This is a genomic window from Ancylobacter dichloromethanicus (assembly GCF_018390645.1).
Classification (GTDB): Bacteria; Pseudomonadota; Alphaproteobacteria; order Rhizobiales; family Xanthobacteraceae; genus Ancylobacter; species Ancylobacter dichloromethanicus.
Genome location: NZ_JAHBGC010000059.1, coordinates 1 through 13,726, shown reverse-complemented (window position 1 = coordinate 13,726; position 13,726 = coordinate 1). Strand labels below are relative to the sequence as shown.

Below are 13,726 nucleotides of genomic sequence, written 5' to 3'. Positions count from 1 at the left end.
CGTGTTCGCCACCGAGGGTGCGGAAATCCGCACCGACGACATCTCGGGCGGGTTCGGTGATGACGCGATCATCGTGGCGGCGACGGATGGCGGCCGCATCCGGCTCGATGACATCGACGGCGGCTTCGGCGACGACGACATCATCATCGCCGGCACCGATACCGAAGGCACCTTCATCTCCCTCGACAATATCCGCGGCGGCTTCGGCGACGATCTGGTCGTGCTGTCGGGCCTCGACAATCTGAACTCGAACTTCGATATCGATGGCGAGGTCGACGGTGGCTTTGGCTTCGACACGCTGGTCGTGACCAATGAGAGCGCGCTTGTCCTCCACGACGTGGAGCACTTCCAGCAGCTCGGGGTTTCCGACGGCTCCTATCTCGACCTCACCCAGCGCTGGGTGAACTTCAACGGCAACAGCGGGATGGACGGCCTGGTGGCGGTGGACTCCACCTCCTATCTGCGCCTCTCCAACACCAATGCCGACCTCGACACCGGAACCTTCGTTCTCGAAGGCTCCATGGGCGAGGACGGGTATCGGTCGATCTACACCGGTGCCGCTGCCGGCGAACTGACGATGACGGGCGGTGTGCTCGACGTGGCCGGCGACTCGGTGGAAGGCCCATTCGACACCCGCATCGAGCTGTACGACACCATGGGCAGCACGCCGGACGTGGATCTACCCGACGCGACCTTCGTCAACCAGGGCACCATCGCGCTGCATAATGGCGTCGATGACATCGCCGGTGATCGCCTCACTATCAATGGCGACTATATCGGCGGCGGTAACCTGCTGATCGACACCTATCTCGGCAACTCCGGCAGCCCGACCGACATTGTGGTCATCGGCGGCGATGTCGCGGCTGAGAATACGACCACGGTCTACGTCAACAACACGAACCCGGGCCAGGGTGCCTTTACCGGCACCACGCTCGGCTCGGGCATCAAGGTGGTGGACGTCACCGAGGGCAACGCTTCGGCCGGCGATGCTTTCCAGCTGGCGCGCAACACGGTGAGCGGCGAGCGCGAAGTGATGGGTGGGGCCTTCTCGTACCGCCTCTTCCAGGATCCCACGAGCGGCGGCGGGATTGCCGACGGCGGCAGCGGCGGCGACTGGTTCCTGCGCGCGGGCTACACCGCCCAGGCGACCGGTTATGCGACCGCGCCGTCGGCGATGCAGCGCCACTTCTATGCTGGCATGGACACGCTCTATAAGCGGCTCGGCGAGATGCGCCAGCAGGAGCAGCTCGAAGGCCGCAACGCGGATCTCGAACAGGCGGCGGTGACCAAGGCTCCGGCCTACCAGCCGGTGCCGGCGCCGAAGTTCCAGATGTGGGGCCGAGGTGGTGGTTCGGATCTCAGCTACGATGTCAGCAACGGCTGGGACTTCTCGCAGCAGACCTGGGGCCTGCAGGCCGGCGCCGACTACACCTTCGACTATAATGACTGGCGGATCACCACGGGCGGCTTCGGCGGCTATGGCTGGTCGGACGTCGATGTCGACGGCAACTGGACGTCCTGGTACGGCAATTCGAGCCTGGACATCAACGGTTGGAACGCGGGTATCTATGCCTCGATCCGCCAGGTCGGCCTCGTGCCCGGCGCCGGCTTCTACACCGACCTGGTCGGCAAGGTGGACGTGCTCGACCTCGACATCGCCTCTACCTCGACGGTGACGGCGAAGACCAGCGCGACCGTCTGGGGCGGTTCGATCGAGATGGGCTATGGCTTCGAACTGTCCAATGGTTGGGTGATCCAGCCGCAGGGTCAGCTCGCTTATGTCAGCGCCAATCAGGACTCCTACTTCGACTCGATCGGCACCTATGTCTCGCCGGGCGACGCGGAATCGCTGGTCGGACGCCTCGGCCTCCAGGTCCAGTCGACCTTTGTCATGGAGACAGGCCAGACGATCACGCCCTACGCGACTTTCAACGTGCTGTCCGAGTTCATGGGTGACAACAAGACCAATGTCGCGGGTACGGTTCTCACCAGCGACATCAACGGCACCTGGTACAATGCCGGCCTCGGCTTCACGGCGGCTCTCAACGACTCCGTCGCGCTGTACGGCACGGGCGAGTACAACTTCGGCGACGTCCAGGGTTGGGCTGGCCAGGGTGGTATCAAGTACCGCTGGTAGCGCTTGCCGCGCTGATGTCAGGTCGGTGACGATCTGACGCCCTAATAAGAATGGGCCGACCTCGCGGTCGGCCCATTGCTTTGCGGGCCATTGGCGCGCAAGGCGGGGTCGACGGAGCATCGACCGTCACTTGGGGCAACGCCGTGCGGACCGACGCCGTTTGCCGGCGAGTTGGCCCACCCCCCTCGCAATGTGCCGGGCCTGATGGCACAAGTAATTTTGCGATTCTCAACCCGTCGCGTTTTCATCGGATGCGGATGGCCGCAACTGATCGCGGAACGCTCGGGACATTCGCCGGAGGAAATCATGCATCATCTCGCCAAACTAGTGGCTGGCCTGTTGCTGGCGCCGTCCCTTCTCGCCGGCGCGTCGGCCGCCCTGGCGCAGCAGGCACCGGCCGCCGCTAAGGCTCCCGTGCGGACCGAGACCACGGTGTTCGACAATTGGGTGGTGACCTGTCGCGCCAGCATTGAGAAGGGCGCGAAGAAGACCTGCGTCGCCACGATGAAAGTGACCGAGAGCAAGTCCAAGAAGGCTGTACTGATCTGGCAGATTGGCCAGGACAAGCTGGGGGCGCCGACCTATCTGCTGCGCACGCCGCTCGGCGTGCGGCTCAAGGACGGCGTGCAGATCACCATCGGCAAGGGCAAGCCGCGCAAGCTCGACTATGCCTCTTGCGGCAGGACCGGCTGCGAGGCCATCGGGCCGTTCGAGGACGCCTTCGGCAAGGAACTCATGACCGCCAAGGAGGTGGTCGCCAGCTTCGTTCTCTCCAACGGCCAGACGGTCAATGTCACCCTGCCGATCACCGGTGTGGACAAGGCGCTGCCGGCGCTGAAGGGCTGACCTTCCGCCGCGTCGACGGCCGGCGGGCGCAAGGCCGGGCAGGCGAGATTCCGGGCCGGTGAACGGGGCCGGCGAATCCCTGGCGTGCTGCGCGCGACGGCCGTGCCGTGCCGGAATCATCGTCTCGGGCCGGAGGCATGGCGGTTCAGGCGCCCGGGCGGCGGCCATCTCGGCCCGTGCTCGCGAGGAGAAGCCGCCTGATCCGGCGCGCATGGCCCGTATTTCCCGGCGCCCGCCCGGTGTGGTCCTTGCCCCTGCGTTCGGGCTTGGCGGCGCGGCTCCGGCGATCGGGTGTCGGTGACCGGGCGGCGAGTTCGGGCCCTGTCGCCCGATTTCCGTTCTCCCGAGCCCCCGAACTTTGCCGCGCGGCCCCGGAAAGAACCGGCTGTCGATGTCGCGCCGGTGGTGGATCGAGCGGGCGCGCCAGCGGGCGCTCCGTACTCGAATCGTGCGGCCCGATCGTCGCTACCTTGTCTTCGGACTCGGGACACCATCCTCAAACTTGGGACACCGGGTTTGCCGGGCCCTGTAGACCGTCCCTGGGACGCCCCGAGGACGGGAGCGGCGCCTTATGGCGACGGTTCTGGAAGGGCGCGGCATAGGCGTTCCGTGGGGCCGGCGAGCGCGTGGCGGCCCGAAATCGGCGCGCCGGAGCGCCAGTAAGCCCCGCCTCCAGCGCCGGGCTGGCATGAAGTCGATTGCGCCTGCGCTGACGAATGTTACATTTTAGCCGAGATGTTGAACAATGCGCGCCTGAGCCGCCTCGATCGGCAGCCGGGACTACGGCTTCGGCCGGGGAAATTGAAATGGTCGACGAGACCCAGATGTGGGCCGGCGGGCGGGTGACGGAGACGTCGGCCCGTGACGAGCGGCCCCACGCCCGCGCGCGCCACCGCCATGGCGGCGGGCATGGTTATGCAGGCGGCGCGGCGGGACGCGAGCCCGGGCAGAATGCCCGGCTGCGCAACAACGACCCGTCTTATGCGGCGCTCGACCTCGGCACCAATAATTGCCGGCTCCTGGTCGCCCGCCCGACCGTCGGCGGATTCCGCGTCGTCGATGCCTTTTCGCGCATCGTCCGGCTCGGCGAGGGCCTGATCTGTTCCGGCCGTCTCGGCGAGGCGGCGATGGATCGCGCGGTCGAGGCGCTCAAGGTGTGTGCCGGCAAGATCGCCGCGCGCAACATCGTCGACCGGCGGCTGATCGCCACCGAGGCCTGCCGCTCGGCGGTCAACGGCGCGGAGTTCATCGACCGCGTCACCCGCGAAACCGGGCTCGAACTCGAGATCGTCGACCGCGAGACCGAGGCGCGGCTGGCCGCTTCCGGCTGTACGCCGCTGGTCGATCCGACATCGGACGGGGCGGTGCTGTTCGATATCGGCGGCGGCTCCACCGAAGTGGTGTGGCTCGACCGGCTGGAGACGCGCGACGGCGGCCCGCCGGCGGCGGTGATCCGCGCCTGGGTCTCGGTGCCACTCGGCGTTGTCACGGTGGCCGAACGCCATGGCGGCGTGAAGGTCACGCAGGATGATTTCGAGGCCATGGTTGAGGAGTTCAGCCCGCATCTCGCCGGCTTCGTGAAGGCGGTGGGGCCGCATAATTGCGGGCGCCTGCATCTGCTCGGCACCTCCGGCACGGTGACCACCATCGCCGGGGTGCATCTCGATCTGCCGCGATACGACCGCTCGCAGGTGGACGGCACCTGGCTCGGGGCCGAACAGGTGCGCGTGGTGGTCGACCGGTTGCTGGCGATGCCGTTCGCCGAGCGCGCCGCCAATCCCTGCATCGGGGTGGAGCGCGCCGATCTCGTACTGGCGGGCTGTGCCATTCTCGAAGCGGTGCGCCGGGCCTTTCCCTGCGACCGGCTGCGGGTGGCCGACCGGGGGTTGCGCGAGGGTATTTTGGTGGAATTGATGCGCGCCGACGGTGTGTGGCGCCAGCGTGCCGGAGCAACGACGTGATCGACAAGCCCCAGCCCTCCAAGGGGGGTGAGGCGCGGCCGCTGAAGGTGAGGCTGAAGAAGGCCCGCTCGCTCAGTTCCTCCTCGCAGAAATGGCTCCAGCGCCAGCTCAACGACCCTTATGTCGCGCGCGCCAGGCGCGAGGGCTGGCGCTCGCGCGCCGCCTTCAAGCTGATCGAGATCGACGACCGGCTGAAGATTCTCAAGCCCGGCCTGCGCGTGGTCGACCTCGGCGCGGCACCCGGCGGCTGGAGCCAGGTGGCGGCGAAGCGGCTGAAGCTGGAGGAAGGCCACGGCAAGATCATCGCCATCGACCTTCTGGAGATCGACCCGATCACCGGCGTCGACTTCGCCCAGATGGACTTCCTCACCGACGAGGCGCCCGCGCAATTGAAGGCGATGCTCGGCGGCGAGGCCGACCTCGTCATGTCGGACATGGCGGCCAACACCACCGGCCACCGCGCCACCGACCATCTGCGCATTGTCGGGCTGGTGGAACTCGCCATCGACTTCGCCCGCCAGGTGCTGGCGCCGGGCGGGGCGTTCATCGCCAAGGTGTTCCAGGGCGGCACGGAGAATTCCTTGCTGGCCGAATTGAAGCGCGACTTCACCGCCGTGCGCCACATCAAGCCGCAGGCGAGCCGGGCGGATTCCTCCGAACTCTATGTGGTGGCGACAGGGTTCCGGGGGTGGACGGCGTCCGCCGTCGATCCGGCGCAAGCGGCCGATTAGGCCGCGCTGCCCAACTCGCCGGGTGTCTCGGCCGGCACGGCCGGCTTCACCCGCCGGCGGGCGAGCTCGGCTCCCGCGTCGACCGGCAGGCGCAGGAAGAAGAACACCGAGCACACCGCGATCATCGCCACGACGAGGAAGGCGACGCTGAAATCGTCCAGCGTGATGGTGCCGTCGCCGCGCCAGCTGCGCATGCCGTCGAGCACCAGCGCCGCCACCGCCACGCCGGTGGAGATCGCCACCTGCTGCGCCACGCTGGCGAAGCTGGTGGCCCGGCTCATCGACGCGCTGGACACATCGGCATAGGACAGCGCATTGGTGCTGGTGAACTGCAGCGAGCGGAAGAAGCCGCCGAGCAGCAGCGCACCGATCAGCACCAGATAGGGCATGTCCGGCCGGAACAGCGCGCCGACGGCGATGAAGGCCGATGCGATGACGCAGTTCACCACCAGCACGCGGCGGAAACCGAATGCGCGGATGATCGGCGCGGCGGTGAACTTCATCGTCATCGCCCCCGCCGCCGAGGCGAAGGTGATGAGGCCGGAGGCGAACGGGGTGAGCCCGAAGCCGAGCTGCAGCATCAGCGGCAGCAGGAAGGGCAGGGCGCCGATGCCGACGCGGAACAGCGAGGCGCCGACCACGCCCGCGAAGAAGGTCGGGATATTCAGGAGGGCGAGGTCGAGGATCGGCGTCTCGGTGCGCCGCGCGTGGCGGACATAGAAGCTCATCGCCACCGCGCCGACGGCGATGGTGGCGACGGCGATCAGGGGGCTCACCGCGTGCTGGCCGAGCAGCGCGAAGCCGAAGACGAGACCGGCGAGGCCGAGCCCGGACAGGCAGATGCCCTTGAGGTCGAAGGGCGGCACGCTCGGCTCGCGAATATCGGGAATGAAGCGGTTGGCGAGCAGGACGCCGAGCAGCCCGATCGGCAGGTTAAGGAAGAAGATGTAGCGCCAGTCGAAATAGGTGGTGATAAAGCCGCCGAGCGGCGGGCCGAGCACCGGCCCCAGCAGCGCCGGGATGGTGAGCCAGGCCAGCGCCGAGACGAGGTCCTCCTTCGGCACCGTGCGCAGGATGACGAGCCGCCCCACCGGCACCATCATCGCCCCGCCCATGCCCTGCAGGATGCGGTAGGCGACGAAATCCGGCAGCCCCTGCGCCAGCCCGCACAGCAGTGAGCCGGCGGTGAAGATGACGATGGCGGCGCGGAACACGGTGCGCGAGCCGAACCGGTCGGCGAACCACCCACTGGCCGGGATGAACACGGCGAGGCTGAGCAGATAGGAGGTCAGCGCCAGCTTGAGCGAGATCGGGTCCTCGTGCAGGTCGATGGCGATGGCCGGCAGCGAGGTGGCGATCACTGTCGAATCGAGCTGCTCCATGAACAGCGCGCAGGCGACGATAAGCGGGACGAGACGTTCGGAGCGCACGGGCCCATCCGTGGTCGGGGGCGAAGGGAAAGCTGGGGCGGCGTCGGTTCGGATTCCGGCTATAACGCCGGAATGGGCGGCGGGCGACCATGATCGCACGCACAAATCTGTCATCACGTCCGGGTTACGCAGCGGCGCGCGGCGCGGGCCGGCATTGCGTGCAGCACAGAGATAGACGCCTAGGAAAGCGTGCAAGGCCATGGTATGAGCCCTCGCCAACTCGAAGGGAGCGGGCAACCTCATTCAGGCCCGGCTCGCTTCGTTCATCCATCCATCGGGCGGGTCGGGAGCCATGCTCCCCGCGCCCCTAATCGGGAGTTGGCGATGTCGGTTTATGACGGCCTCGCGCGGGAAGCGCTCACCTTCGACGACGTGCTGCTGAAGCCCGGCCTGTCCGATGTCATGCCGGGCGAAGTCGACATCCGCTCGCGCGTCACGCGCGGCATCTCGCTCAATATCCCGATCATCTCCTCGGCCATGGACACCGTCACCGAATGGCGCCTGGCCATCGCCATGGCGCAGGCCGGCGGCCTCGGCGTCATCCACCGCAACCTCGATCCCGAGGTGCAGGCCGAGCATGTGCGGCTGGTGAAGAAGTTCGAGAGCGGCATGGTGGTGAACCCGGTCACCATCCATCCCGACCAGCCGCTGGCCGACGCGCTGGCGCTGATGAAGAACCACCGCATCTCCGGCATTCCGGTGGTCGAGCGCGGCCCCAACGGGCGCCGCGGCAAGCTGGTCGGCATTCTCACCAATCGCGACGTGCGCTTCGCCACCAATCCGGACCAGCCGATTTCCGAGCTGATGACCAGGGAGAAGCTGATCACCGTCCGCGAGGGCGTGGAGCAGGCCGAGGCCAAGCGGCTGCTGCACCAGTTCCGCATCGAGAAGCTGCTGGTGGTGGACGATGAGGGGCGCTGCGTCGGCCTGATCACCGTCAAGGACATGGAGAAGGCGGTCACCAACCCCAATGCCGCCAAGGACGAGCAGGGCCGCCTGCGCGTCGGCGCCGCGACCACGGTGGGCGAGGACGGCTACCGCCGCGCCGAGCTGCTGATTGAGGCGGGCGTCGACCTGGTCGTGGTCGACACCGCCCATGGCCATTCGCGCAAGGTGCTCGATCAGGTCAGCCGCATCAAGACGCTGTCCAACAGCGTGCAGATCCTCGCCGGCAACGTCGCCACCGCCGAAGGCACCCAGGCGCTGATCGACGCCGGCGCCGACGCGATCAAGGTCGGGATCGGCCCCGGCTCGATCTGCACCACCCGCATCGTCGCGGGTGTCGGCGTGCCGCAGCTCACCGCCATTCTCGACGCCGTGGAAGCCGCGAAGAAGAGCGACGTTCCGGTGATCGCCGATGGCGGGATCAAGTTCTCCGGCGACCTCGCCAAGGCGCTGGCGGCCGGCGCCGACTGCGCCATGGTCGGCTCGCTGCTGGCGGGCACCGACGAGAGCCCGGGCGAGGTCTACCTCTATCAGGGGCGCTCCTATAAGTCGTATCGCGGCATGGGCTCCGTGGGCGCCATGGCGCGCGGCTCGGCCGACCGCTACTTCCAGGCCGAGGTGAAGGACACGCTGAAGCTGGTGCCGGAAGGCATCGAGGGGCAGGTGGCCTATAAGGGGCCGGTCGGCGGCGTGCTGCACCAACTCGCCGGTGGCCTGCGCGCCGCCATGGGCTATGTCGGCGGCGCCACGCTCGAGGATTTCCGCGAGAAGGCGCAGTTCGTGCGTATCTCCGGCGCCTCGCTGCGCGAGAGCCACGTCCATGACGTGACCATCACCCGCGAGAGCCCGAACTATCCGGGCGCTGTCTGAGCGCGGGGGCTTCCGCCCGCGCCGTACCGATGAGGGAGGGCTGATCCATGTACGTCACTGCCACTCTGCTGCCCGTGTTCGTGCAGGTCGCCCTCACTTTCGTCGTGCTGCTCCGGCTTGGAGTGGTGCGGCTGGAGGCGATCCGGGCGGGCGGCCTGGTCCGCGAGGAGGTGGCGCTCGACGACCGGGGCTGGCCACCGAAGGCGCGGCAGGCCAGCAACTGCTTCCGCAACCAGTTGGAACTGCCGGTGCTGTTCTATGTGCTGGCCATTCTCGCGCTGGTGACGCGGCAGACCAGCGATTTCTTCCATGTTCTGGCATGGCTGTTCGTGTTCAGCCGCATCGCCCACGCTTTAGTCCATGTGACCACCAACGATTTGCGCTGGCGCTTCGGCGCCTTCGCCTTCGGCGCGCTGGTGCTGCTGGCGATGTGGGTGCTGTTCGCGCTGGCCATTCTACTGGCGCCGGCGCTGCCGTGAGCCTTTTGACGAGATCGGAGTTCAGATGACGCCGGCTGCCAGGCTTTCCGCCGCCATTGAGGTGATCGGCACTCTCCTCGCCGAACGCCGCCCGGCCGCCGACGTGCTGAAGGACTGGGGGCGCAGCCACCGCTTCGCCGGCTCGGGCGACCGTGCCGCTCTCGCTTCTCTCGTCTACGACACCCTGCGCCGGCGCGCCTCGGCGGCATGGCTCATGGGCCGGCCGATCGGCGAGGAGACGCCCCGCGCGCTGCTGCTCGGCATGCTGAAGGTCGCCCGCGGCCTCGACGTGGACGCCATCGCCGCGCTGTGCGACGGGTCCCGCTTCGCCCCCGCGCCGTTGAGCGAGGACGAGCACGCCCGGCTGGCGGCTGGCTCGCTCGACGCCGCCCCCGCCCATGTGCGCGGCGACTACCCCGAATGGCTCGACGCGCCGCTTGCCGCCGTGTTCGGCGAGGCCCGGGCCGAGGAGGGTGCGGCTTTGGCCGAGCGGGCGCCGCTCGACCTCCGGGTCAATTCGCTCAAGGGCGATGTCGACAAGGCACGCGAGCTGATCGCCCATCTCTCGCCCGAGCCCGGCCGCTGGTCGCCGCTGACGCTGCGCATCGCGCTGGAGGCCGACGGCAAGGCGCCGCCGCTGACCTCCGAGCCAGCCTATCTCAAGGGACTGGTCGAGATACAGGACGAGGGATCGCAGATCGCCGCCATTCTCGCCGCCCCGCCGCGCGGCGGGCAGGTGCTGGACCTGTGCGCGGGCGGCGGCGGCAAGACGCTGGAACTCGCCGCGCTGATGGATGGCGCCGGCCAGCTCTACGCCTATGACGACGACCTGCGCCGCCTCGCGCCGATCCATGAACGGGTGCAGCGTGCCGGCGCCCACAATGTCCAGGTGCGCTCGCCGCGCGGCAAGGCGGACGTGCTGGAAGACCTCACCGAGCGCATGGACCTGGTGCTGGTCGACGCCCCCTGCACCGGCACCGGCACCTGGCGCCGCAATCCCGACGCCAAATGGCGCATGCGCCCTGGCGCGCTGGCCGAGCGTGTGAAGGAACAGGCTTCGATTCTCGACACCGCCGCACGCTATGTGAAGCCCGGCGGGCGGCTCGCCTATGTCACCTGTTCGCTGCTCGACGAGGAGAATGTCGACCAGGTGCGTGCCTTCCTCGACCGCCATTCCCCCTTCCACCTCGTGCCGGCCGCCGAGACGGTGCTGGCGCTGGGCGAGCGCGGCATGACGCTGCGCGCGGCGGCACTGGAGCGTCCCGAAGGGCTGCTGCTGACGCCGCGCCGCACCGCCACTGACGGGTTCTTCGTCAGCGTGATGGTGCGCCGCGACTGAGCGCGATATTGAACGCAACTGAGACCGCAAGAGCCGCCGACAGGCAGCAGATAGAGCCCGCCATGACAAAGATCGAACCGACCGCCGCCCATCACGACACCATCCTGATCATCGATTTCGGCTCGCAGGTCACGCAGCTCATCGCCCGGCGCGTGCGCGAGGAGGGGGTCTATTCGGAGATCGTGCCGTTCCAGAGCGCGGCCGAGGCGGTGCGGCGGCTCAAGCCGGTCGGCATCATCTTCTCCGGTGGCCCGGCTTCGGTGATGGATGAGGGCAGCCCGCGCGCGCCGCAGGAGGCGTTCGAGCTGGGCGTGCCGATCTTCGCCATCTGCTATGGCCAGCAAACCTGCGCGCTGCAGCTCGGCGGCGAGGTGGAGGGCGGCCATGCCGCCGAGTTCGGCCGCGCCGAGGTGACGGTGCACAAGCCGAGCGCGCTCTATGAGGGCGTGTGGGCGGTGGGCGAGCGCTACCCGGTGTGGATGAGCCATGGCGACCGCGTGACACGCCTGCCGGAAGGCTTCGAGGTGGTGGCGACCTCCGAGAACGCGCCCTTCGCCGTCGCGGTGAACGAGGAGCGGCGCATCTACACCACCATGTTCCACCCCGAAGTGATGCACACCCCGCACGGGGCGGCGCTGATCCGCAATTTCGTGCGCAGGATCGCCGGCGCGCGCGGCGACTGGGGGATGAAGGCGTATCGCGAGGAATCCATCCGCCGCATCCGCGAGCAGGTCGGCGACGGGCGGGTGATCTGCGGTCTGTCCGGCGGCGTCGATTCCTCGGTCGCGGCGGTGCTGATCCACGAGGCGATCGGCGACCAGCTCACCTGCGTCTTCGTCGACCACGGCCTGCTGCGCCTCGGCGAGGCGGAGAAGGTGGTCACCCTGTTCCGCGACGCCTACAACATACCGCTGGTGCATGTGGACGCCTCCGAGATGTTCCTTGGCGCGCTGGCCGGCGTCACCGACCCCGAGGTGAAGCGCAAGACCATCGGCAAGCTGTTCATCGACGTGTTCGAGGAAGAGGCGAAGAAGGTGGGCGGCGCGGGCTTCCTCGCGCAGGGCACGCTCTATCCCGACGTGATCGAGAGCGTGAGCTTCACCGGCGGCCCCTCGGTGACGATCAAGAGCCACCACAATGTCGGCGGCCTGCCCGAGCGCATGAACATGAAGCTGGTCGAGCCGCTGCGCGAATTGTTCAAGGACGAGGTGCGTGTGCTCGGCCGCGAACTCGGCCTGCCGGAGGTATTCGTCGGCCGCCACCCGTTCCCGGGGCCTGGCCTGGCCATTCGCTGCCCGGGCGAGATCACCCGCGAGAAACTCGACATCTTGCGCCTCGCCGACGAGGTCTATTTGGAAGAGATCCGCCGGCACGGCCTCTATGACGAAATCTGGCAGGCCTTCGCCGTCATCCTGCCGGTGAAGACGGTTGGCGTGATGGGCGACTACCGCACCTATGACTATGTGGTGGGCCTGCGCGCGGTGACGTCGGTGGACGGCATGACGGCGGATTTCTACCCGTTCGACATGGCCTTCCTCGGCCGCGTGGCGACACGCATCGTCAACGAGGTGAAGGGCGTCAACCGCGTGGTCTACGACGTGACGTCAAAGCCGCCGGGGACCATCGAGTGGGAATGATTTTTACCCCTCCGGCAGTATCCGTTTTTACGCTCCGTTACGCCATAATGCGTTGAATTCGCTGGATAATCTATACGTCATCTATTGCCGTCTATCGGGGGGCAGTGTTCCGATTTGACGGTATAGCAGACGGTATGGGTTAACTTGTTCGATCGCGAATTTCTCTATACCGTCACGGCTGAGAGAGCTGATGACGGTATAATTATTTGTGTTAACAGGCTGATTAGCAATGGAAATTGTGCTTTCAGTGTCGCCTGTTTTCGCCTGACGGTATAATCAGCGCCTCTCCCCGGTTTTTAAGACGGTTTTGGAGGCCCTCATGCTTACTGACACTGCGATTAAGTCGCTGAGATCCCAAAAGAAATTATACAAGGTGAGCGATCGTGACGGTATGTACGTCGTGGTGCAGCCGTCGGGGGCGATCGTGTTCCGGTACGACTACCGCCTAATAGACGTCGCGAGACGCTGACGCTCGGCCGATACGGTCCAGATGGCCTCTCGCTCGCCAGGGCTCGCGAGAAACTGATCGACGCGAAGCGAGCGATTTCAGAGGGCCGGTCACCTGCTCAAGAGAAGCAGCACGACAAGCGGCGCCTGAAGGAGGCGAAGCGGTTTGGCGAGTTCGGTGAGAAGTGGTTCCAGGAGTCGCGCATGGCCGAAAGCACGCGCGCCATGCGACGCTCGATCTACGAGCGGGGCATCCTGCCAACGTTTCGAAACAGGCTTTTGACGGAGATCACGCCGGACGATCTCCGCATGATGTGCGGGAAGGTGAAGGATCGCGGCGCACCAGCCACGGCCGTGCATGTGCGGGATATCGTGAAGCTGATCTTTGCATGGCCTGCTGCCGGTTTCGTGGACACCGCGATTGGGTGTTTCATGAAGCCGGAGGTGGCAGATGCAGCGACGGAAGTTTTCGCGGGAGTTCAAGGTTGAAGCGGTTCGGTTGATCAAGGAGCGGGGCGTATCGGCGGCTCAGGCAGCGCGCGATCTCGACGTGCACGAGAACGTGCTGCGCAAGTGGGTGCGAGAACTGGCATCCGATCCCCGCCAGGCCTTTCCGGGTCATGGTCAGATGAAGCCGGAGCCGCTTGAGATCGAGAAACTGCGGCGGGAGGTCGCCAAGCTCAAGGCGGAGCGTGACATCCTAAAAAGGCCGCGGCCTACTTCGCGAAGGACGTGACATGAGGTTCGCGTTCATTGCGAAGCACCGGGGGATCTGGCCGGTGGCATGGCTTTGCGAAGCGCTGGATGTGTCGCGGTCGGGCTTCCATGCCTGGCTCAGCCGGAAGCCCAGCCAGCGCAGCCTGGAGGATGAGGAGATCGGCGCCAAGGTGCGGGCGAGCTTCAT

Annotated in this window: 9 protein-coding genes and 2 pseudogenes; 10 read left to right on the top strand and 1 reads right to left on the bottom strand. The window is 67.0% G+C overall.

What is annotated here, in order from left to right; genetic code table 11:
• The 4 genes from KHC23_RS23235 to KHC23_RS23220 form a co-directional block, all read left to right on the top strand.
• Window positions 1–2,137: autotransporter family protein (locus tag KHC23_RS23235; protein ID WP_213376089.1), on the top strand; the 2,137-nt coding region annotated here is incomplete at its 5' end.
• A gap of 306 nt (window positions 2,138–2,443) precedes the next feature.
• Complete coding sequence (locus tag KHC23_RS23230) at window positions 2,444–2,983, top strand: invasion associated locus B family protein (protein WP_213376088.1); 540 nt, start codon at window positions 2,444–2,446, stop codon at window positions 2,981–2,983.
• Between the two features lie 806 nt (window positions 2,984–3,789).
• Window positions 3,790–4,944 (top strand): Ppx/GppA phosphatase family protein, encoded by a 1,155-nt coding sequence (locus KHC23_RS23225; RefSeq protein WP_213376087.1) that lies wholly within the window; start codon window positions 3,790–3,792, stop codon window positions 4,942–4,944.
• Entirely contained in the window at window positions 4,941–5,675 is a 735-nt protein-coding gene (locus KHC23_RS23220) for an RlmE family RNA methyltransferase (RefSeq protein ID WP_213376086.1), read from the top strand. The genes KHC23_RS23225 and KHC23_RS23220 overlap by 4 nt, the downstream gene beginning before the upstream one ends.
• Here the strand turns inward: KHC23_RS23220 and KHC23_RS23215 are convergent.
• Window positions 5,672–7,105 carry an MFS transporter gene (locus KHC23_RS23215; RefSeq protein WP_213376085.1) on the bottom strand — a complete coding sequence of 478 codons (1,434 nt, stop codon included), beginning with the start codon at window positions 7,103–7,105 and terminating at the stop codon, window positions 5,672–5,674. The genes KHC23_RS23220 and KHC23_RS23215 overlap by 4 nt on opposite strands.
• Window positions 7,106–7,429: 324 nt before the next feature.
• Between KHC23_RS23215 and guaB the strand changes: the two genes are divergently transcribed.
• The 6 genes and pseudogenes from guaB to KHC23_RS23185 all read left to right on the top strand — a co-directional run.
• Window positions 7,430–8,920 carry an IMP dehydrogenase gene (guaB, locus tag KHC23_RS23210; RefSeq protein WP_213376084.1) on the top strand — a complete coding sequence of 497 codons (1,491 nt, stop codon included), beginning with the start codon at window positions 7,430–7,432 and terminating at the stop codon, window positions 8,918–8,920.
• 47 nt (window positions 8,921–8,967) lie between these two features.
• Window positions 8,968–9,399 carry an MAPEG family protein gene (locus tag KHC23_RS23205; protein ID WP_213376083.1) on the top strand — a complete coding sequence of 144 codons (432 nt, stop codon included), beginning with the start codon at window positions 8,968–8,970 and terminating at the stop codon, window positions 9,397–9,399.
• 25 nt (window positions 9,400–9,424) lie between these two features.
• Complete coding sequence (locus KHC23_RS23200) at window positions 9,425–10,738, top strand: RsmB/NOP family class I SAM-dependent RNA methyltransferase (protein WP_213376082.1); 1,314 nt, start codon at window positions 9,425–9,427, stop codon at window positions 10,736–10,738.
• A gap of 62 nt (window positions 10,739–10,800) precedes the next feature.
• Complete coding sequence (guaA, locus tag KHC23_RS23195) at window positions 10,801–12,375, top strand: glutamine-hydrolyzing GMP synthase (RefSeq protein WP_213376081.1); 1,575 nt, start codon at window positions 10,801–10,803, stop codon at window positions 12,373–12,375.
• 319 nt (window positions 12,376–12,694) lie between these two features.
• Window positions 12,695–13,215: pseudogene (locus KHC23_RS23190) on the top strand (tyrosine-type recombinase/integrase); the annotation flags it as partial.
• A 58-nt stretch (window positions 13,216–13,273) separates the two neighbouring features.
• A pseudogene (locus KHC23_RS23185) lies at window positions 13,274–13,726 on the top strand (transposase); the annotation flags it as partial.